The sequence below is a fragment of the Phaeobacter sp. G2 genome, from assembly GCA_025163595.1.
Classification (GTDB): Bacteria; Pseudomonadota; Alphaproteobacteria; order Rhodobacterales; family Rhodobacteraceae; genus Pseudophaeobacter.
In genome coordinates this window covers 15,152-35,002 of sequence record CP104105.1, presented here as the reverse complement: position 1 = coordinate 35,002, position 19,851 = coordinate 15,152, and the positions used below count along the sequence as shown (strand labels likewise).

Below are 19,851 nucleotides of genomic sequence, written 5' to 3'. Positions count from 1 at the left end.
CCAAGGGCACTGTCCTGATCCGCGGCAGAAGTCGCCCCGCCTTCGGCCAGCGTCGACATCAAGGCGGGATTTTGCAGGATCTTCTCAATCAGCTCTTCGGCGCCGGATTTGCCATCCATATAGGCCATCAGTGTTTGCAGCTGATTGCGCGCCTCCAACAAAGGCCGCAGGCTGTCCACTTTGGACGCAATGGCACCAGGGCTGAAGTCCTTCATGCGCTCAAAGGTGAGATCAATCGAGAGATTGCCCTCACCGGTCAGAGTATTTGGCACCGTAAAGGCGGCCCGTGGGGCCATGGCTTTCATGCGGTCGTCAAAATTATCCACATCAATTTCAAGGAATTTGCGATCCGCAATGGCAGGCTGTGGGGAGGAACTTTTACCCAGAAGGTCGCTCATCACGCCCATGACAAAGGGCAGCTGCACCTTCTTTTCAGCACCGTAAAGTTCGACATCATATTCGATCTGCACCCGAGGTGCCCGATTACGGCCCACGAATTTTTGCGAACTATCGGCCATTTTCACCTCCCTTAAACGCGCTAAGCTCTTGCCGCAGCGCCTTCAGCTCCGCGTGCAGCTCCAGAACATGTGCATCCACAAGATCCGTTTCCTTACGCACCAGGTCCCGCAGTTGTTCAAACTCGGCTTCGGCCTCGGCCTCCACCGCTGACTGCATGGTATTGACCAGCAAACCGATAAAAAGGTTCAGCACCGAAAAGGCGGTAATGACGATAAAGGGCACAAAGAAGGACCAGGCCATGGGATAGACTTCCATCACCGGCCGCACGATGCCCATGGACCAGCTTTCCAGGGTCATGATCTGGAACAGCGAATAAAGCGAGCGTCCTAGGGTGCCGAACCACTCGTCAAAGGCCGCGCCATACATCAGCGTCGCCATCACCCCAAAGACGTAAAACACGATCGAGATCATGACGATCACGGCGCCCATGCCCGGCAGCGCATCCAGCAGTGCCTGCACCACCTTTCGCATCTGCGGGATCACCGACAGCAATCGCAATGCACGAATAACCCGCAGCCCCCGCAGCGCCGACAGCCCCTGCCGGTCCGGAAGCAGGCCAACACTGACCACCAGCAGGTCAAAAATGTTCCAGGCGGAAGAAAAGAACTTGATCCGATAGGCAAACAATTTGAGCGCCAATTCGGCGACAAAGACCGTGAGGACCAGTTTGTCCACCGCGCTCAGTAAGCCGCCGACATGTTGGGTAACGGTATCCGACGTGCTCAATCCCAGGGTCACCGCGTTGAAAATGATAATTCCAAGAATGGAATTGGTCACCACCGGGCGCTCAACAAAATCGCGGGCGCGGTCTTGTAGGGTTTGCTGAGTTTGGGCGCTCTCATTCACGGGTTTTCTCCACTGGTCATGGCGATACTGCATCGGTACTTTGCCGGGCATCAAAGCGCCCGGCGGTTGATATTCAGCCGTTAGGCCGCGTCAAAAACGGTGCCATCCAGGGCTTTGCTGGTCAGTTTGTCATAAACATAACCGCCTGCTGCGCCGCCAACCCCCAACGCCAGATCCTTGACCCCGGTTGCGATGGAATTGCCATCTATTGGCGACAACCCGAGGGCTGCAAATTTCAGCGCTTCGCGGAACACCTTGAGTGCCTTTGGATCCTTGATCGTCAGCGCTTTGACCCGCTTCATCAGATCCTTGATATTGTCGGCCCATTTCCGCGCCGCGCCATACATGGCCTGAATCTTGTCAATGGCACCTTGCACCGCAGCATAGTTTTTGGCCAGAGCAGTATCCAGCGCCTTGCTGATCATCACCAGCTGCGCTTTCTTATCCTTCACCGGGTGCTTTTTCAGCTTGTTGCCGACCTCGGTCAAAAACTCCTTCTTCAGTTTATCCTGCTCCTTGAGGATCTTTGCCAGGGTCTTGGAGAGGTCATGCATCTTGACGATCATCTGGGCATATTTCGCTTTCAGCGTATCCGCCGCGTCCTCAACCGTCTTGACCGAAGGTTGCGACACGCCCAGAAATTCCTGGAAAACTGCGGCAGAGGCCTCGTTTGTGGCGTTCAGGGCCGGGTTTGAGGCCGCTTTTTCAACCACCGCCAGGTTTTTGACCAGAATGGCTTTGGACTGGTCTATGTTAATGGCCAGCTTGCCCACATCCTGTGCCAAGCTGACGCCAGACTTGATAAAGCCAATAATCGCAAAGGCTGCCCCCGCACCGCCGGAAAAGGGCGAGGTCGCCATGGCCGCGATACTGACTGCCAGCCCAGCCAGCGTGCCAACAATCGAGACGCCGATCTTGATCTTGAATTTGGACCATTCCTTGCGTTTCTTTTGCAGATCGCTCCAGGCTTTGGCGGCCGCCAGTTCAGCGCCTTTTTCGGCAACTTTGACGTCATTTTTGATGGCGTCGTTCAGGCCCTTCAGCTGTTTCTGCATCTCCTTTTCAGAGGCGCCTTTGTTCACCATCTGGACAAAGAGCTTGTCGAAAATCTTACACTTCTTCTCAATTGTCTCTTTGGTCTGATCCAGCACGTCGCTGGCAGCAGCCTGGAATTCCTGCTGCAAAAGAGGGTCTTTGTCGGCCCCCTTCTCCATTTTCTTATCCAGCTCGATCACAACTTTGAACGACAGTTTTGGCGGATCTACCATTTCCAGCCCAGACACTTTTATGTCCAGGTTCTTGATGTCCATCACCACATGTTTGACCATCTCATCTCCTTCCTCTTCCCCGTTTCAAAACCGCACTTAGTCGAAGCTGTATGAGAACTCCCCATCTTTGACATCAATGGCGACCGAGGCCACCTCCTCTCCCGCCATGAGGCGGCGCAAAAACTCGTTTGAGATATCCGGCAGCATGGAGTTGGTGACAATTGCATCAATCATCCGGCCACCGCTTTCCAGCTCCTGGCATTGGTCGACGATCTTGTCGACAACAGCATCCGTGTAGGAGAACGGTACGCCATGTGCCTCTTCCACCCGTTTTTTGATCCGGCCTAGCTGCAGCCTGGTGATTTTGCCGATCATATCCGGGCTGAGCGGAAAATAGGGGATTGTCACCAGCCGCCCCAACAGGGCCGCCGGGAAGATCTTGAGCAGGGGATCCCGCAGCGCCTTGGCGATGCCTTCGGGCGCCGGCATCAGATCCGGGTCGGCGCACATGTCCATAATCATGTCAGACCCCGCATTGGAGGTGAGCAGGATCAGGGTGTTTTTGAAATCAATCACCCGGCCCTCGCCATCCTCCATCACGCCCTTGTCAAAGACCTGAAAAAAGATCTCGTGCACATCCGGGTGCGCCTTTTCAACCTCGTCCAGCAGCACCACCGAATAGGGTTTGCGCCGCACCGCCTCGGTCAGCACGCCACCTTCGCCGTAGCCGACATAACCGGGAGGCGCGCCTTTCAGTGAGCTGACCGTATGGGCCTCCTGGTATTCCGACATATTGATGGTGATGACGTTCTGTTCCCCGCCATAGAGCACCTCAGCCAGGGCAAGGGCGGTTTCGGTTTTACCAACACCCGAGGTGCCTGCCAGCATAAAGACACCGATGGGTTTGTTGGGATTATCCAACCCGGCACGGCTGGTCTGGATGCGTTTGGCGATCATCTTCATCGCGTGGTCCTGGCCGATGACACGTTTGGCCAGATGTTCTTCCAGATGCAGAATTGTGTCGATTTCATCCTTGACCATGCGGCCCACCGGAATACCGGTCCAATCGCCCACAACGCTGGCGATGGCCTGGTGGTCGACAATCGGCAGGATCAAGGCGCTATCTCCCTGCAGCGCGTTCAACTCGGCGTTTTTGTCCTTGAGCTGCTGCATCAGCGCCGCACGCTCATCATCTGTCAGCGGGCTGTTCACTGCGCCCTCGGCCAGCTCGTCCCCAGCATCCACCGCAGCATCTACGGGCGCGGCTCCCTCCCGGAGTTTGGCGCGCAGGTCGAGGATCTCCTGGACCACCGCTTTTTCCTTGTCCCAACGGATGGTGAGTCCGGCCAGCCGCTCCTCCTCGCTGGCTTTTGCCACTGTCACCGCCTCACGCCGGTCGGTAACATCATAGCCGGCGGTTTCATCGCGACCGATAATTTCAAGCTCGGTGGTCAGGGCCTCGATGCGGCGCTGGCTGTCGTCCACCTCTGCCGGCACCGCGTGCTGGCTGACTGCTACGCGGGCGCAAGCGGTGTCCAGCAGGCTCACGGATTTATCTGGCAATTGCCGCGCTGGAATGTAGCGCGCCGACAGGCTGACAGCCGCCTCGATCCCTTCGTCCAGAACCTGCACCCGGTGGTGTTTCTCCAACATCGAGGCAATGCCCCGCATCATCAGGATCGCCTTGGGCACCGAGGGCTCGTCGATCTTGACCACCTGAAAGCGCCGGGTGAGCGCCGGATCTTTTTCGATGTATTTCTTGTATTCCGCCCAGGTGGTGGCGCCGATGGTACGCAGGGTGCCCCGCGCCAGCGCTGGTTTGAGCAGGTTGGCCGCATCGCCGGTGCCAGCCGCGCCGCCAGCACCAACAAGTGTGTGGGTTTCATCGACAAACATCACGATAGGTTCGGCACTGGCCTGGACCTCATCAATCACCTGACGCAGGCGGTTTTCAAACTCCCCCTTCATCGAGGCGCCAGCCTGCAGCAGGCCGATGTCCAGCACCAAGAGCCGCACATTGCGCAGGGCGGGCGGAACATCCCCACGGGCAATGCGCAGGGCAAAGCCTTCGACCACTGCGGTTTTGCCAACCCCGGCTTCACCGGTCAGGATCGGATTGTTCTGGCGGCGGCGCATCAGGATATCGACAATCTGGCGGATCTCTTCGTCGCGCCCAACGATGGGATCAATCTCACCATTGCGGGCCTGTTCGGTCAGGTCGGTGCAAAACTGCTCCAGCGCCTCGCCCTTGCCCATGGCACCAGGAGCCATGGCGCCAGAGGCCTCTCCCGGTTCGGCACCGCCACCGGTCACAGAACTGCCATCCTGCGCCGACATCGTGGCCTCAGGCGAGCCATCCGTGGCTTCGGCAAAATTATCCGCCAGATCATCCGCGCCAATGCGGGCCAGTTCCGGCGACATGGAGGCGAGGATATTGCGCAGGGCCGGTGTCTTCAACATGCCCAAAAGCAGATAACCGCTGCGCACCTGGCTTGCCGAATACAGCAAAGAGCCCCAGACCCAGCCGCGTTCCATCGCGTCCATCAGATGATCGCTCAGGTCAGATATCGCTGAAGCCCCGCGTGGCAACATGTCCAGCGCCCGGGTCATTTCGGTGGCGATTTTGCCGGAATCGAGATCATAATGTTCAATGATACGATGTAGATCGCTGTCTTGCTGCGCCAGAAGCTGATGCATCCAATGCACCAGTTCCACATAGGGGTTGCCCCGCATCTTGCAGAACACAGTTGCCCCTTCTACAGCTTGATAGCCCAATTTGTTGAGCTTCCCGAATAGCGCCACTCGGCTGATCTCGGTCATGGTACTTCACTCCCTATAGGCACTCTTAAATCCCCGAGCTGACGCCGGGATATAAAAACAAATCATCGACATCCGGCTGGTCTGCGTCCGGGTCTGGTCGGCTGCGGATCCAACTGGTATGGCCAAGCCGGGTCTCGCCGCCGAGGCTCGACCGGGGCACCGCATCGCCGGACAGAACCAGGTTCACATCCCAATCCAGAAAATCACCAACATAGCTGCGCACAATCGCGCGCAGACGGTCCAGCGCCGCGCCTCCCGGCAGCAGCCTCTCATAGTCTTCCAACCCTAGCGGGCCGATGCGCAGGCGGAACTTGGCAGAGCGGCTCCAGACCTTTTCGCCCAGGCTGGTGCTTTGGCCCAAGCCCCCCTGCCCCCGGCCCATCTGCCAGCGATCATCGGGTTCCAGCTGCAGCCAACTGCCGACGAACTCTTCCAGATGTACCGGTACACAAAAGAAATCTGACAGCATCGCCACCAACCCCGCAGGGGTCTTGGTCCCCTGCCCCAGGATGCCGGTGAAATGCAGCTTGGCCAGATCCGGCATCTCATCGCGGTGCTGCAGCCCCTTGCCATGATAGCCAGCCAATGCCGCGACGCGATCCGCCAAAGGGTCTTCATCGCGATCAAAACTCACCGCCGGCGCGCCCTCAGCCCAGGCCCGATAGAGCAGCGACATCATCCGGTGCGTCAGCATATCGGCAAAGGCAACCATGGTTGGGTCGCGATGGTTGCGTTTGCGGTCGCGCGCATATTCGGTCAGATGCAACGGCAAAGGGCCCTGGGGTCCAAAAAGACCAAAGAACCGATTGGTCAACCGCGCCGGCCCCTCTTTGGTCGCCGCAGAGAAATTCGCAATCGTCGATGGGGGAAAGGCCAGCTCGGCCTCTTGCCCCAAACGCAATGCATCCTGCCGAGGGCGGCGGCTCTCCCCCAGACGGGGGTGATCTCGAAAATGTGCCTCCAATACCCTGAGAGCCTGAAAAACATGGTGTTCCTCAGGGGCTTCGACCAACCGGTCAAAGAGGCTCAGATCATTCGGCCCAGGCCCTTTTGCGGTCGCCATCTGGCGATTTCCCCTCGTTTTTCGGTCGTCAGAACCGTTTCGGTAAATGTATTGATGCTGGCGTAGCCATGGAAAAACCGCTCCAACACGGCCCCCAGCGCATAGATATTGCTGCCTTCAAAAAAGCTCTCGTCAAAGCCGATGGAAATTTCCATGCCGCGCACCGCCGTCGACAGGATTTCGTCGCTCATCCGTCGCACGATGGGGCGGCTGGACACCGAGACGATGCCCTCCAACTGCTTTTCCGTCACCCGATTGCCCAGCGGCGCATAAAGCCCCACCAGCTCACGCAGGGCCTCTGCCGCGTTGCCCCGACCGCTGTCGGCAATGGAGACATAGTTCAGGCTCAGATGAGAAATCAGCCGCCAGGCGGTATCGCCCTGCCCCAAAGACGGATGTGGCCGTGTAGGCGAAATCGGTAGGTTGATCTGTTTCACCGGGCCGCCTTCGGGCAGATGAAAGACGTTCTCGTTGCCCGTTGCCAGCAACAGCGGCAGATCCCGATTGGTGCACAGCGCCTGAACTGCCAATTGCTCCAGATCAGCCCCATAGGGTGCTTGCGAGCGATCAACCAGCGTCAGGTAGGTTTCGGACCCCAGATAGGAGGAGCGCACCCCGCGCAGGCGTTCCTTTTCTGACCGCTCCCGCATGCGGCGCTTTAAGGTGTAATAGGCCGGGTGGGTTTCCCCTGCCGCGGTGAAATCATTTGCTGAATAAAAGGGCCGAAACTCCACATCATCGGCGCCCTCGCCACTGATGCCCGTCACCTTTTTCAACGCATAGATTTCAAAATCCAGACCGGCAGTCCGGTTGGGAACAACCTGGTGTTCGGTATCGCGCACCGTCATACGGACCCGGTCACAGCGTTTTTCAAACAGGTTCACCGCAGGAATACAATTGAGCTGAAAAACCTCGGGCAACACCACCTGAGACGCCTCGCGCAGGCCTTCGCGCAGCGGAATATACAGATCCACCTCGTCGCCCTCGGCCTTTTGCAGCGCCGGGCGCAGCCCCTGCAGTTCGACAAAGCGGAACCGCTCGGGCATTGCAAAGAATTCCTGCAACAGCCGGTAGCCATCAAATACCCGCGCCGGCACCGGCAAAAGCGCCTCCTCGCGTGAAAATCCCTTTTGCACAACACGGCCCTCAGGCAGCGGCAAATGCCAATCGGCCCGGCGGTCAGTCGAGCGGGCAACAATGCCCTGCACCTGGGTGCACAGCAGTTCCAGCAGCGGCCAGCTGTTGCCTGCGGCGCTGCCCAGGTAGATCTGCAACCGGTCCATGTCGAGATCGCGCAGCGGTTCCCCATCAGAACGCTTTAGTCGCAGGCGGATACCGGCGCGGGCCTCATATCCGGTGGCAACACCTGCCGCGACCAGATCACCGCGCCCGTCAATATACTGCGCCTCGGAAATCTCCACCGGCCAAAGTGTCAGATCCGCTGCGGTGCGAAACTCGCAAGGGGTCTGCGCGCCCTCATCCAGACGCGAGCGCAGCACCGAACCGCGCGGCATCAGATAGCCACTTTTGACGGCAGAGTTGGTCGGGTCAGGTTCAAAATGCGCAATCATCATCGATGGCGTCGGAGCCAGATAATGCGGATAGATGATCTCCAGCAGGTTGGAGGTGAAATTCGGATACTGCAGTTCCAGCTCCAGCTGGACACGAGCTGACAAAAAGGCGACGCCTTCAAGCAACCGTTCCACATAGGGGTCAAGAACCTCGACCCCCTCCATCCCCAGACGCGACGCGATCTTGGGGTAGGCAGCGGCAAATTCAGCTCCCATGTCGCGCAGATAGTTCAGCTCGTTTTCATAGTGGCCTAAAAGGCGGGTATCCATGGCTAGAGCCCCCTTTCCATCGTCACCTCACCCGTGGTCACATCGACCTTGCTGCGCAGATACAGCTCCAACGGCAGGGGCTGGGCCCACATGTCGGCACGAATATCCAGCCCGATGGTCATGCCCGCCACATCAACATCGCCGATCAATTGCACATCCACCGTGCCTTCGATGATACGGGGTTCAAAATTGGTCACCGCCTGTTCAATTGCGCGACGGATCTTTTCGGCTTTCTCAGTGGTACTGAATTCGCCAGTGACTTCGCTCAACCCAAAATTCACCACCGAAGCCGAGGCCAAGGGGTAGCGATCTACATCAATCTGATTGCCCGCGTTCTGGGTATTGAGCAACCACGACAGATCCCGCTGGATGATCTCCCGCAGCCTGTTGAGGTCGATGACCCGGCTGTCACGCGTTTCTTTGCGGTTGGTAGGGTCATTGTCTGTCAGCCGGTCCAAAAGCGAGGGTTGCAGCCGTTCGGCAAGCATCTTGTCAGCCATCAGGGCCGTCCTGCGCGCCAATCTTGAGCTGCCGAATATCCATCAGCGCAAAGTCTTCCTCACCGATGGTCAAAAGCCGTTGGCCAAGACCGATGTAGGCGCCGCCGCCCAGGTCTTGCCAATTGGTCAGCCGGGCCAGTTTGACCCCGGATTCTGCTGTTTCGCTGCCCGGATAGCGCGTCGGGATCAGCACCGCCAGCGCGCCCTCATTGGCCAGGGTTAATGTACCGGCCATCCAAACTGTATCGCGCAGATCAGAGGGTTCATCAATTTCAAGACTTTGGATCTGCGCAAAGGGGATCCAGAAATAGCGCCCGTTGAGGATCACCTCAAGCACTGGACCAAGACGCATATCCGCATCGGCAATCCAGTCAAACGCGGTCCCGTTCACAGTCCCGGCGGTTGTGGGTGCCGCCTCATAGGCCGCCTCTCGCAGGGCCGTTGCCTGCTCCACATTGCCCTGTGCCAGCTGTTTTTGTGCCTCGATCAACTGCGCCAGCCAGGCCTCTGGTTCACCCAGGATCAGCGGGTCTTTTTCACCCTTAAAAACCTTTTCGCGGTAGACCTCGCACAGGATTGCCTCGCGGTAGGCCTGCGCCATGACGGTGGCATTTGCGTCCAGCTCAGCGCTGAGCCGCAACTGAGCAACCGCCCGCTTCCAATCCCCCAGGATGCAGAGCAGTTGAAACAGGAAAATCCGCAGCTTTGCATTAGACGGATCCGCGCGCACCTGCTCTTGCAGCGCCGCGAGAGCCAGGTCCGGATCACCAGCACGCAAATGCTCTTCAGGGGTCATGGTCAAAACTCCGCCATGTCAAACATGTGATAGGTAAAAACAATAGAAACCCCGGGCGTGACCACACGCCCGGGGTGGTGCAAATCAATATTCGAATTTGCCGCTTTGGACGTTCCATTGGAAAACAATCGGGTTTTCCAACTTACCGGTCTTTTGGTTCGTCGATTTGTAGGTGTGTTCGATGGCGGCATAGGCCAGCGACCAGGTCTCTTCTGGAATGCCGTCTTCGCTTGCCGAGATCGAGTAGCTGTCGATCACCACATCTTTCATTTTCCAAACGGAATAATCCAGCAGACCTTCGGCCTGGGCGTCACCTGAGCGACACCAATGCATGATGATTTCAGGACGTACCGTCCCGTTTGCAACAGACTTGGCCAACTCATTCGAGGCCTTGCCCATTTGCGATGTCAGCTCGACCTTACCAAAGTTCGAGTTGGCATGCATCCGCTGAGACGACCCAAGATCAGTCATCTCAACAGCGCGTTCAACATTCCAGTTCGCCGATTGAATGACGATCCATTTCTTGTGCTTGTCTTCTGTGGCATCCCCTTCGATATCGGAGATTTCCACGAACATGCTAGCAGCCATTTTGCTATCCTTTCAAAACTTAACTCATTGACAAATTTTGAGGCATGAGTGGTTCTTAGCCTCCTTTTTCCGAGGGCAATTTCGACACCAGACGCAGAGACACCGACAGGCCCTCTAGCTGATAGTGCGGGCGCAGGAAGAATTTTGAGCTGTAATAACCCGGGTTGCCCTCGACCTCTTCAACCACCACTTCTGCAGCGGCGAGAGGTTTGCGCGCCTTTTCATTCTCCGAAGAGATATCGGCATTAAAATCAACGTAATTGTTGATCCAGTTTTGCAGCCAGGATTCCATATCCTGACGGCTTTTGAACGACCCGACCTTATCGCGCACCATACATTTCAGATAGTGGGCAAACCGGCAGGTGGCAAAAAGATAGGGCAAACGCGCGCCGAGATTAGCGTTGGCCGTTGCGTCCGGGTCGTCGTATTCGGTGGGCTTGTGCAGCGATTGCGCGCCCATGAATGTCGCCACATCGGTGTTCTTACGATGCAACAGCGGCATCATGCCATTTTTGGCAAGCTCTGCTTCGCGGCGATCGTCAATGGCAATCTCCGTGGGGCATTTCTGATCCACACCGCCATCGGTGGTGGGGAAGGTATGCGAAGGCAGCTCTTCCAGCGTGCCGCCACTTTCGACCCCGCGAATACGGGAACACCAGCCGTAGGATTTGAACGAGCGGGTGATATTTGTGGCCATGCCATAGGCGGCATTGACCCAGGAATACTTGTCGCTCTCTGCACCTGTGGTGTCTTCCTCAAAGGCAAATTCATCCACCGGATCTGTCTTGGATCCATAGGGCATCCGCCCCAGGAACCGCGGCATTGCCAGACCAACGTATTTGGAATCTTCGCTCTCCCGCAGGGATCGCCAAGCGGCATATTCCGGGGTTTGGAAGATCTTGGTCAAATCGCGCGGGTTCGACAGTTCCGACCAGCTGTCCATCTGAAACAGAGAAGGCTCTGCCCCGGTGATCAGGGGCGCATGGGCTGCAGCGGCAATCTTTGACATCTCGCCCAGCAGTTCGATATCCGGCGGCGAGTGGTCAAAATGGAAATCCGCCACCAGCGAGCCATAGGGCTCGCCGCCCAACTGGCTGAACTCTTCGGTATAGAGCTTTTTGAAGATCGGCGACTGATCCATCGCCGTGCCTTTGAATTTGGCCAGGCTCTTGCCCAGTTCCTTTTTGGTGATCGGAATCACCCGGATCTTCAGCATCTCATCGGTTTCGGTGTTGTTCACCAGATAGTGCAACCCGCGCCAGGCGCTCTCGAGCTGCTGGAACTCTTTATTGTGCAGGATCAGGTTGACCTGTTCGGTCAGCTTTTTGTCGATCTCCGCCACGATGCTTTCGATCGAACGCAGCGCGTCATCTGAGATCAGGCCAGTATTGGCCAGCGCCTGTTCCGCCAGGGTTTTGACCGCGCTTTCAACAGCGGTTTTGGCCTGGTCCGACTTAGGGCGGAATTCCTTGTGCAACAGGTTTGCAAATTCGCTGGAGCCAAAAGCTGATTCTGCCGGGGCCGCTTCGGTTTGGAGTGCTTCGTCTGCCATTTTATCCCTCCTTATTCCGTCTCACCACCAGCGTCACCGCCGGGTTTGGGCTGGGCAGCCAGGGTTTTCAGCAGGCTCGGATCCTGCATGATCTTGGTGATAAGATCCTCAGCTCCTGTCTTACCATCCATATAGGTCATCAGGTTGCTGAGCTGGGTGCGTGCATCCAGAAGCTCTTTCAGCGGTGCGACCTTGGCGGCGATTGCTGCCGGTTTGAAATCGTCCATGCTTTCAAAGGTGATATCCACCGCCATATTGCCCTCGCCGGTCAGCGTGTTGGGCACGGTAAAGGCCGCGCGCGGCGCCATGGATTTCATCCGCTTGTCAAAGTTGTCGACATCAATTTCGAGAAACTTGCGGTCGGCAACAGAAGGTTGCTCGACCTCGGATTTCCCGGTGAGATCCGCCAGAACACCCATGACAAAGGGCAGCTGTACTTTCTTTTCAGCCCCATAGAGTTCCACATCATATTCGATCTGGACCCGTGGCGCCCGATTGCGGCCAACAAATTTTTGTGAACTTCCAGCCATCTAGCTCTCCTTCAACTCGTAATCTAACGTCCCAAGAAGCCCCGCTCCCGGATCAAGCCGGGTCGCCGAAACCTCTTGTTTCCCCTTTAGTCGTCGTCCTCTAGGCCACCGATCAGCTGCACATTCTCCAGCCCACGCGGCGCCATATCATTCACAATCGTGAGGAAGTCTGCCCCCACCAATCGCTTGGCCCGTTCCAACAAAAGCGGCAGCGGGCTAGAGGGTTCTTCCCGCTGGTAATAGGCAATGATCCGGTCCAGCGTATTGGCAACATCGGTTGGCGAATTGATCGCGCCGGGCGCTGCCACAACACGTGCCCCCCCTGCGGCCGCAGGGGCCGCCTCTGCCGCGCCAGCCTCTTCGCCTGCGTCGTTGTCCTCATCCTCAGCAGGTTCGGCCAAGTTACCATAGTCACGCAGCCGCTTTGCCATCTGGCGCAATTGTTTTATCAGCGGATCCAGCTCCGGCCCCTGTCCTGGCGTCTGTTCAGAGAACACATCCGAGATCGCCTTGATATTCGCCTCTGCCAGCTCAACCGCCGCCAAACGCGCTGCGATAAAGTCATCATCGCTGTCCTGAAACGCGGCGCCGATGCTGGCCTGATCCGGAATGGTCTCCATATCCTCAGGCGCACTCATCTGCCCTTCGGCGATTTCAATGTCGCGCAACGAGAACCGGCCAAAATTGCGGCTGTCGCTCAGGTAGACGCGCCGCAAGGCACTATAGACTGGCGACGGTCCCGCCATCTCCCCCGGCTTACCGCACAAATCCTGCACTGCGTTCATCCGCATGATCGCATCACCATCGTCCTCGTCCAGCTCAGGGTGGCATGTGTCCCAGAACTGCTCAAGACAGCCGCGCATGTAGCTGGTGACATCCGCAAACCCCACAAGCTCACCACGCGCCAGCAGAGCCTCCGCAAGAAAAACCGCCGCGCGCAACTCATGGCTGCGCTCAAGCACCTCAAGCGCTTTTTCTTCTACGGTGGCAAAGTCCGCAGGAGTCCCTGCGCCGCTGTCGTCGGTGAGGGGCTGCGCAGCACGTTCCATTTCGGCAAAGGCCGGGTCATAGACGAGGTTATCCCCACTTGGAGACTCTTCCCCAATGGACTGTAGAAAAACAGCCAGATCCATACGGCTGACCCCCCAATAATCAGGTCAAGCGCAGTCTGAAAAACCACATCCTATATTGAAGATACAGGTATGCGGCGACCTCAGCTGAGCCATTATCAAAACAATAACTTGACGTGGAGTGAGCCTTATCGCCATCTTAAAGTCAATTGTTTTTGCACCTTTTTGTGAGTGGTTGTCATGTGTGCAGACCGTGTTACCGGCGATGAAGTCAGGGCCATGGTGCGTGAAGGCGCCAAGCGGCGGACGAGCTTTGCTTTCTGTCTGGATCCGCTCAAAGACCCCCTGATGATGATCCAGCCAGGCAACAAACCAGAGTCCCTGCGTGCGCCTCTGAAACAGGCTGGCGGCAAGCCTCCGATGCTCTGGGGAACCTATGTCGTACAGGGCGATCAGATGGAAATGACCTGCGAGCAGGCGCCTGCGCAAATGCTCATGCAGCTGAAGCGTTTTCTCAAATCCAACCGCCCCAAAGTGAATGTTTTGTTTTACGACGATGGCGGCAATATTCTTGACAGTCTCAAGCCAGAATCAGCCACGGCAGACGCCGCGCAAAATGCTGATAGTAGTGATATTTCTGCCCCTGGAATTGATTCAAAAGCAATTGACCCGCTCAAGCGCAGGTTAAAACGCATTCAGCCGCGAATCGCGTTGGCCCCCGGCCCGCTTGAACTGAAACTAAACCGTGCTCTGGGTAAATCTGTTGGCCTCATCAACGCCGGGCGCCTGCAAGAGGCCGAAACGCTGATCCTGGTGATCGAACGGGCCCTCGCCGCCCTTGGCAAGGATCGCGAAGACGAAGACACCACCCTGAAACGCGGCCAGCGCGAGTCTGATCAGCGCTCTCTTGGGGCCCAGGTCAAACGGGCGCAGGGCTTGCAGGCCCATGTGGCCCGCGCCCCCGGCCCCGCCCGCGACCGGCTGACCCAGGCCATTCACAAAGCTGCCCGACTGCTGAAACAGCGTGATCTGAATGGCGCACGAGATGCCATGGACAAAATCGAAAAGGCCCTGACCTCGCTGGTCTGAACCGCCCCTTGCGGGGCCAGGTCATATGGGCAAACCCAGCCGTTATGTGACCCGTAGCTTGCGCCCCGACCCACAGATAAGACCTTAAAATTTGAATAGTGATTCCTACCAACTCCGGAGACCGCGATGCCCTTCACCTCTTCTGTTCTTTCCCTGATGAGCCGCAGCTTTGCCATTATCCTGCTGGTCATGGTTCCGCAGCTCAGCCGGGCTGAAACCGGTCCGCTCTTGGTCGAGCTGAACAAGATGGAAGAAATTGACGGCGGTGGCTGTCGCGCCTTTTTCCTCTTTCGCAATCAAACCGGAAAGAGCTTTGCCGGCTTTGAAATGTCGCTGGCCATTCTGGATGGCGACGGCATAATCGACCGGCTGCTCTCGGTGGATGCCTCCCCCCTGCCCGTCCAGCGCACAACCTTGAAACTGTTTGAAATTCCAGAGACTTCCTGCAGCAATATCTCTGAAATTCTGCTGCATGACGTCACCTCCTGCCAGCCACAGAACGAAGCCCAAATGGATTGCTTCCCGATCCTCACGCTGGGTTCACGCGCCACAACCAAACTGGTGAAATAACCATGGGAGCAATTCTGGAAAACCTCACGACGGGGGGGCCGGTGATCGCCTTGCTGGCTGTGATTTCGCTGCTGTCCATTACCCTGATCGCGGTGAAACTGCTGCAGCTCTGGCCGGTGACCTCTGGCAAGGACCAGCGTCAGAACGCGATCGAGCTGTGGCAAACAGGGGATAAACATGGGGCCCAGGCCCTGATCGAGCAGGGAAAATCCCCTGCCGACAGGATCCTGCAGTATGCCATGGGCGCGCTGCAAAACGGTCTCAAAGGCCCGCTGTTGACCGCTGAGCTAGAGCGCCGCGGCAATGAGGAAGTCCAACGCATGAACGGTCTCATCCGGCTGCTAGAGCTCATTGCCATGGTGTCCCCGCTGCTGGGTCTGCTTGGCACGGTTCTGGGCATGATCCAGTCGTTTCAGGAATTGGAACTGGCGCAGGGCGCGGCCAATGCCTCGGTACTGGCCGGGGGGATCTGGCAGGCTCTGCTGACCACTGCAGCGGGTCTGGTCGTGGCTATTCCAGCGGCCATCGCAGCCGGGTTGTTTTCTGCCCGCATCGACAGGGCCGCGCTGATGATCGAAAGCGCGGTGGGGCAGTTGATGCTGGCGGATCATGGCCGCTAGCAGCTGGAGACGCCCCTGATGATTCTCAAACGCCGCGCCCCGCCTCAGGCCCTGATCTCGCTGGTGCCTATGATCGACGTGATGTTGATCCTGTTGGTGTTCTTTATGGTGACCTCGACCTATCTCAATCTGGATATGATCCCGGCCTTGCACCCTGCTGAAGGTCGCGCGCAGCCAAATGAGCCATCTGATACGCGCTTGATGATCCGCATTCAGGCGGATGGCAGGCCCAGTCTGCGCGGCGACACCCTGACGCCTCAGGAATTGAACCAAATTTTGGCGCAGGCTCTGGCCAAAGATCCCCAGGCGCAGCTGGTCATTCTACCGTCAAACTCCGCGTCCACCCAGGATCTGATTTCAATAATGGATCAATCCGCCACGGCAGGGGTGCAGAACATGCGCGTGTTGCGACTGGAGGCCCGGCAATGAAGCTGAAACGCGCCAGTCGCGCCCCACAGTCGGAGACAATTATCGCGCTAATCGACGTCGTCTTCTTCCTGCTGGTGTTTTTTATGCTGATTGGACGCATGGACGCCACCGCGCCCTTTGACGTCGCACCGCCACAGGCCCAAACCGGGCGAGACATGCCCGCAGGCGGCGTTACCCTGGCGATCTCAAAACAGGGCAATCTGGCCCTGGATGGCAGCACAATCGCCCCGGCGGCTCTGGCCGCGGCACTGACCCAGCAACTGGCACGGGATGCCAGCCTGCGTCTGCGCATCAATGCCCATCGCGACGCGGATCTTCGGCATGTTCTGCCCTATGTCAGCCAGGCCGAAACCCTGGGCATCCGGGATGTTATACTGGTGGTCACACCGGAACGCGCGCCGCAATCAGGGTCACACCCGTGAAGCCGCCAGCGACCTCCCCTGCCCTCACTGCTCTCAAGCCCCGGGCCCGGCTGTGGAGCCTGGGGCTTGGGCTCTCTGTCGGCGTCCATCTTGTTGCACTGGCCGCTCTGATGCCGTTCATAGATCCCGATCCCGTGGCCCAGCAACCCAGCCCACAAAGCGCGCTAACGATGGAATCCCAGACGGTTGCGCGCAGTCAGGCACAGGAACAAACCGCCACTCCCGACCCCGGCAAGCAAGTCCCTGCGCAGGGCGACAGCCTCGCCCCTGGTGCAGTGCAGGAAACCACGGCCCAGGCCAGCGCCCCTGCCCTGCTCCCGGTTACAGCCGCCGCAGCACAGGGAGATCAGCTGCCCAGCCTCGCCCCCCCCGGTGTCACAGCGGCGGTACAAGCCCCCGATGCTCCGCTCGCCCCTGCCCGTCCACTTGCCAGCCAGCCAGCACCGGCGCGCCCTGCAGCGGGGCTTCCCGTAGCCGCGCGCGTGGCCGAGCTCGAACCCGTGCCAGCGCAACAGCCCGATCTCGCCGCCACACAGGCGCAAGCCCCCCCTGCGAGCACCGTCGCAGCGGCAGCGCCAGACCTCATCCCGGCCAGTCCTGCTCACGCGCAGGGCCAATCTCTGGCCGAGACCGCCACCATCCCCCAACAGGCAGCCGAAAGCCCGTCCCAATCAGAAGCAATCACCGCAGCCCTGGCCTTTCAGGGCGATGGGACCAAAGATCTAGACCCGGCCTCTATCGCCGCCTTTCAAAGCTTCACCAGACCTGGCGACCCCGGCAGTCAGGCAGCAGACTTGCGCGATGGTCTTGCCGGATTGCTCGGTGCGGTGCCCTGTTCCCGGCTGCAAGTGGTCTTTGACCCCGACACCGCCACGCTGGAGCTGCGGGGACACTTGCCCGAAGATGGGCTGCGACAGCCGGTGCTGGCAGCTCTGCAGGCACAGATGGGCCGCGATATTGCGCTCTCCGACAAGATGCGGCTGTTGCCACGTCCACAGTGCGGCGCGCTTAGTGGTATTTCCACGGTTGGCCTGCCGCAAAGCACCGACCAGATCACCAATCCTCTGCTTCTGGGCGCGGATGCCCAGGCCCGTGTCCTCAGCTATTCCGGCGGCGAGCAGCTGTACTTTGACCTGACCGCGCCAGACTACCCGGCCTATCTTTATGTCGATTACTTTGACGCGGCCGGTGATGTGATCCATCTCAGCCCCAATGCGCAAATTCCGCTAAAACTGGCCGAGCCCAAAAGTGCCCAGCGTGTTGGTGCCAAAACCCCCAAAGACTCCGGCCTGCAAATCACCGTTGGACCGCCCTATGGTCAGGAAATCGCAGTTGCATTTGCAGCTTCTTCTCCTCTTTACGAAGGTCTGCGACCGCTCAGCGAACCTGCCGCTGCCTATCTTGATTTCCTACGCCGCAAGGTCGCCGAGAAACGAGATCAAGATATTGATTTTAAAGGAGAATGGGTCTACTTTCTAATCGAAACTCAAGCCAAGTGAGACTCAGCAGCATGCCCCAGGCATGCTGCCAGGCCCAACGAAGATTGGGCAATCTGTGATTGTCGATCTTGGGCGGGAGCCCCCCTTCTTCTACGACCTAGACAAGCACAGGCAAGCGATCCCCAAACGGCTTTACCCAGCAGGTCCGCGCTATTGACAACCACCCGCCGCCCAGGACTTCAAGCTCCGCTTCATGACCCCGCCAAAGGGATGTTGTTTGCTCAGCGACCGCTGCATATTCAGGCTTAGATAGGTATTGGCCTGGGTGCACAGGCGCTCGCGAGTCCATTGATGGCAGGAACTGCAATTTTGTGATTTCCAGTAGCTTTCCGGCAGGCCCTCGATTGGCGGAAACATCGGCGTCTGGTCAATAAGCTCAGCGAGACTACGCCCACTGATCTGTTCCAGTTCAGACACCAATGGGCTGGCAAAGGTCACGGGCCCTGCCTCCGAGTGGCGCGGCTCTGCGCTGGCTTGCGCGCTTGCTGGGCCGGCGTCAGCCACGGTGCCCTCGCCGATCGGATCGCTGCCTTGTCCCATCTGTAAGGCAGCAATTTCGGTCGTCACGATTTCAGCGTATGTCCCCGTGGGGTAGCTTTGCATATAGGCTTCATAGGCCGCTAGGGACCCATCTTCCTGCGCCGCTTTGAACAGGGCTGTTTCCTGTTCATCCGGCGCCACTGGTGATGTCGCTGGCGCAGAGGTGTCGACGGACAGCTCTTCAGCCATGACCTCTGCCAACAGCGCGCGCGCCTCCGGTGTATAGGTTCCTTCCGGATAGCCCCGTAAGAACAGCATCAGTTGCACCGGATCGCGGGCACTTTGTACCGAACGCCAAAGCTGCAATTCTTCTGTTTCCGCCGCTGACAGGACCGGGCTTGGTGGTGCCTCGGCAAACATAAAATCACTCACCAAAGAGGAGGTATCCCAAGGGGTCTGCTGTCCGTCGCTCTGGGCGAGCACAGCGCGGCGCACCTCTTTGAAGGCCTGTTCCACCGGTTGGCCCGGCACCACAATTTGTTCCGCCAAGGCCAGGGTAAAGGGACTGTTCGCCCCCTGCCCATCCAGCGCCACCCCTCCAGGCGCCGTCGCATAGGCCAGAAAAGTCCCCGTTGGCGCCTTCATTTCAGCCAAGCCACTTTCATTCAGCTCCGGCACGTTTTCAAAAGGATTATTGCGACAGGCGTCGAGAATCACCAAATTGGTTCGATTGCGCGCCGACGCCATCTGCCGCAGCACGGTTTGCGCTTCAACCGCCATTAGGTCCAGATCCGCTGCATCTGACAACGCCACATCCACCGGCAACAGGTAATTGTTGCCAAAGCTTTGTACCCCATGTCCTGCATAATAAAACAATCCGGTGGCATCGGCGCCTGCGGCCCGCAGATCACGACCGAACTGGGCAATCGCCAGCTTCATCTCAACCTGACTCATGTCCACCGCCATGGAGACCGTAAAACCAAGCCCCTCCAGTGTCTGGGAAATCATGCGGGCATCATTCACCGGATTATCCAGGGCGGAAACACTGCCATAGGAGGCATTGCCAATGACCAACGCCAGCCGCGCGCCTCCCTCGGGGGTGGTGGCGCGCGCAGACCCTGACAGAAGTGCAACAAGCACCACTATGCGAAACAGGCACTTGGCCCAAAAACCAGTCACTAGTCTTAAACTCCAATACTCTGTCCCCGCGGGGACACCTTGCAAAATTGAGGTATTTACTGGCCGAGGCTACGCAATACTTGCTTTTTGTCCTAGGATTTTTGTTACTCTAGAGAAGCCGCCCAAACTTTGGCCGTCATCCGGGCGGTCCTAATTGATCTTTCTAGTAT

At 58.2% G+C, this 19,851-nt stretch carries 18 protein-coding genes and 1 pseudogene; 6 read left to right on the top strand and 13 right to left on the bottom strand.

Annotation, left to right across the window (positions count from 1 at the left end; genetic code table 11):
- Window positions 1–44: 44 nt before the first annotated feature.
- The 12 genes and pseudogenes from tssB (N1037_22605) to tssA form a co-directional block, all read right to left on the bottom strand.
- Window positions 45–518 (bottom strand): annotated as a pseudogene (gene tssB, locus N1037_22605) (type VI secretion system contractile sheath small subunit).
- On the bottom strand, window positions 508–1,365 hold the full coding sequence (locus N1037_22600) for an ion transporter (GenBank protein UWS82029.1): 858 nt from the start codon (window positions 1,363–1,365) through the stop codon (window positions 508–510). The pseudogene tssB (N1037_22605) and the gene N1037_22600 overlap by 11 nt, the downstream one beginning before the upstream one ends.
- An 80-nt stretch (window positions 1,366–1,445) precedes the next feature.
- Window positions 1,446–2,693, bottom strand: a complete 1,248-nt coding sequence (locus N1037_22595) for a hypothetical protein (GenBank protein ID UWS82016.1) — start codon at window positions 2,691–2,693, stop codon at window positions 1,446–1,448.
- 36 nt (window positions 2,694–2,729) lie between these two features.
- Entirely contained in the window at window positions 2,730–5,453 is a 2,724-nt protein-coding gene (gene tssH / locus N1037_22590) for a type VI secretion system ATPase TssH (GenBank protein ID UWS82015.1), read from the bottom strand.
- A 25-nt stretch (window positions 5,454–5,478) separates the two neighbouring features.
- Window positions 5,479–6,516, bottom strand: coding sequence for a type VI secretion system baseplate subunit TssG (gene tssG / locus N1037_22585; GenBank protein ID UWS82014.1), 1,038 nt, complete (start codon window positions 6,514–6,516; stop codon window positions 5,479–5,481).
- Window positions 6,480–8,357: a type VI secretion system baseplate subunit TssF gene (gene tssF, locus N1037_22580; protein UWS82013.1), complete on the bottom strand. Its 1,878-nt coding sequence runs from the start codon at window positions 8,355–8,357 to the stop codon at window positions 6,480–6,482. The genes tssG and tssF overlap by 37 nt, the downstream gene beginning before the upstream one ends.
- Before the next feature lie 2 nt (window positions 8,358–8,359).
- Window positions 8,360–8,857, bottom strand: coding sequence for a type VI secretion system baseplate subunit TssE (gene tssE, locus N1037_22575; protein ID UWS82012.1), 498 nt, complete (start codon window positions 8,855–8,857; stop codon window positions 8,360–8,362).
- Window positions 8,850–9,653, bottom strand: a complete 804-nt coding sequence (locus N1037_22570) for a virulence protein SciE type (protein ID UWS82011.1) — start codon at window positions 9,651–9,653, stop codon at window positions 8,850–8,852. The genes tssE and N1037_22570 overlap by 8 nt, the downstream gene beginning before the upstream one ends.
- Before the next feature lie 84 nt (window positions 9,654–9,737).
- The gene (locus N1037_22565; GenBank protein UWS82010.1) at window positions 9,738–10,241 is read right to left on the bottom strand and encodes a type VI secretion system tube protein Hcp; all 504 of its coding nucleotides are present in this window, start codon (window positions 10,239–10,241) and stop codon (window positions 9,738–9,740) included.
- Window positions 10,242–10,296: 55 nt separating this feature from the next.
- A complete protein-coding gene (gene tssC, locus N1037_22560; GenBank protein UWS82009.1) occupies window positions 10,297–11,793 on the bottom strand; it encodes a type VI secretion system contractile sheath large subunit in 1,497 nt (498 codons plus the stop codon).
- Between the two features lie 11 nt (window positions 11,794–11,804).
- Entirely contained in the window at window positions 11,805–12,323 is a 519-nt protein-coding gene (gene tssB, locus N1037_22555; GenBank protein ID UWS82008.1) for a type VI secretion system contractile sheath small subunit, read from the bottom strand.
- A gap of 86 nt (window positions 12,324–12,409) precedes the next feature.
- On the bottom strand, window positions 12,410–13,456 hold the full coding sequence (gene tssA / locus N1037_22550) for a type VI secretion system protein TssA (protein ID UWS82007.1): 1,047 nt from the start codon (window positions 13,454–13,456) through the stop codon (window positions 12,410–12,412).
- A 177-nt stretch (window positions 13,457–13,633) separates the two neighbouring features.
- On the opposite strand from tssA, the gene N1037_22545 reads away from it, so the two are divergent.
- The 6 genes from N1037_22545 (at window position 13,634) to N1037_22520 (ending at window position 18,022) form a co-directional block, all read left to right on the top strand.
- The gene (locus N1037_22545) at window positions 13,634–14,482 is read left to right on the top strand and encodes a hypothetical protein (protein UWS82006.1); all 849 of its coding nucleotides are present in this window, start codon (window positions 13,634–13,636) and stop codon (window positions 14,480–14,482) included.
- Between the two features lie 126 nt (window positions 14,483–14,608).
- Window positions 14,609–15,052, top strand: a complete 444-nt coding sequence (locus tag N1037_22540) for a hypothetical protein (protein ID UWS82005.1) — start codon at window positions 14,609–14,611, stop codon at window positions 15,050–15,052.
- A 2-nt stretch (window positions 15,053–15,054) separates the two neighbouring features.
- The gene (locus N1037_22535; GenBank protein ID UWS82004.1) at window positions 15,055–15,672 is read left to right on the top strand and encodes a MotA/TolQ/ExbB proton channel family protein; all 618 of its coding nucleotides are present in this window, start codon (window positions 15,055–15,057) and stop codon (window positions 15,670–15,672) included.
- Window positions 15,673–15,690: 18 nt separating this feature from the next.
- Window positions 15,691–16,101 (top strand): biopolymer transporter ExbD, encoded by a 411-nt coding sequence (locus tag N1037_22530; GenBank protein UWS82003.1) that lies wholly within the window; start codon window positions 15,691–15,693, stop codon window positions 16,099–16,101.
- On the top strand, window positions 16,098–16,523 hold the full coding sequence (locus N1037_22525) for a biopolymer transporter ExbD (GenBank protein UWS82002.1): 426 nt from the start codon (window positions 16,098–16,100) through the stop codon (window positions 16,521–16,523). The genes N1037_22530 and N1037_22525 overlap by 4 nt, the downstream gene beginning before the upstream one ends.
- Window positions 16,520–18,022: a DUF4384 domain-containing protein gene (locus N1037_22520; protein ID UWS82001.1), complete on the top strand. Its 1,503-nt coding sequence runs from the start codon at window positions 16,520–16,522 to the stop codon at window positions 18,020–18,022. The genes N1037_22525 and N1037_22520 overlap by 4 nt, the downstream gene beginning before the upstream one ends.
- Before the next feature lie 150 nt (window positions 18,023–18,172).
- Here the strand turns inward: N1037_22520 and N1037_22515 are convergent, their stop codons facing one another.
- Window positions 18,173–19,681, bottom strand: a complete 1,509-nt coding sequence (locus N1037_22515) for a caspase family protein (GenBank protein ID UWS82000.1) — start codon at window positions 19,679–19,681, stop codon at window positions 18,173–18,175.
- Between the last annotated feature and the right edge of the window lie 170 nt (window positions 19,682–19,851).

Bases quoted from the DNA above. Each gene is read 5' to 3' on its own strand.
- N1037_22545 (UWS82006.1), top strand. From the start codon at position 13,634: ATGTGTGCAGACCGTGTTACCGGCGATGAAGTCAGGGCCATGGTGCGT.
- tssC (UWS82009.1), bottom strand. From the start codon at position 11,793: ATGGCAGACGAAGCACTCCAAACCGAAGCGGCCCCGGCAGAATCAGCT.
- N1037_22525 (UWS82002.1), top strand. From the start codon at position 16,098: ATGAAGCTGAAACGCGCCAGTCGCGCCCCACAGTCGGAGACAATTATC.
- tssH (UWS82015.1), bottom strand. From the start codon at position 5,453: ATGACCGAGATCAGCCGAGTGGCGCTATTCGGGAAGCTCAACAAATTG.
- N1037_22540 (UWS82005.1), top strand. From the start codon at position 14,609: ATGCCCTTCACCTCTTCTGTTCTTTCCCTGATGAGCCGCAGCTTTGCC.
- N1037_22535 (UWS82004.1), top strand. From the start codon at position 15,055: ATGGGAGCAATTCTGGAAAACCTCACGACGGGGGGGCCGGTGATCGCC.
- tssG (UWS82014.1), bottom strand. From the start codon at position 6,516: ATGGCGACCGCAAAAGGGCCTGGGCCGAATGATCTGAGCCTCTTTGAC.
- N1037_22570 (UWS82011.1), bottom strand. From the start codon at position 9,653: ATGACCCCTGAAGAGCATTTGCGTGCTGGTGATCCGGACCTGGCTCTC.
- N1037_22565 (UWS82010.1), bottom strand. From the start codon at position 10,241: ATGGCTGCTAGCATGTTCGTGGAAATCTCCGATATCGAAGGGGATGCC.
- tssF (UWS82013.1), bottom strand. From the start codon at position 8,357: ATGGATACCCGCCTTTTAGGCCACTATGAAAACGAGCTGAACTATCTG.
- N1037_22530 (UWS82003.1), top strand. From the start codon at position 15,691: ATGATTCTCAAACGCCGCGCCCCGCCTCAGGCCCTGATCTCGCTGGTG.
- N1037_22595 (UWS82016.1), bottom strand. From the start codon at position 2,693: ATGGTCAAACATGTGGTGATGGACATCAAGAACCTGGACATAAAAGTG.
- tssB (UWS82008.1), bottom strand. From the start codon at position 12,323: ATGGCTGGAAGTTCACAAAAATTTGTTGGCCGCAATCGGGCGCCACGG.
- tssA (UWS82007.1), bottom strand. From the start codon at position 13,456: ATGGATCTGGCTGTTTTTCTACAGTCCATTGGGGAAGAGTCTCCAAGT.
- tssE (UWS82012.1), bottom strand. From the start codon at position 8,857: ATGGCTGACAAGATGCTTGCCGAACGGCTGCAACCCTCGCTTTTGGAC.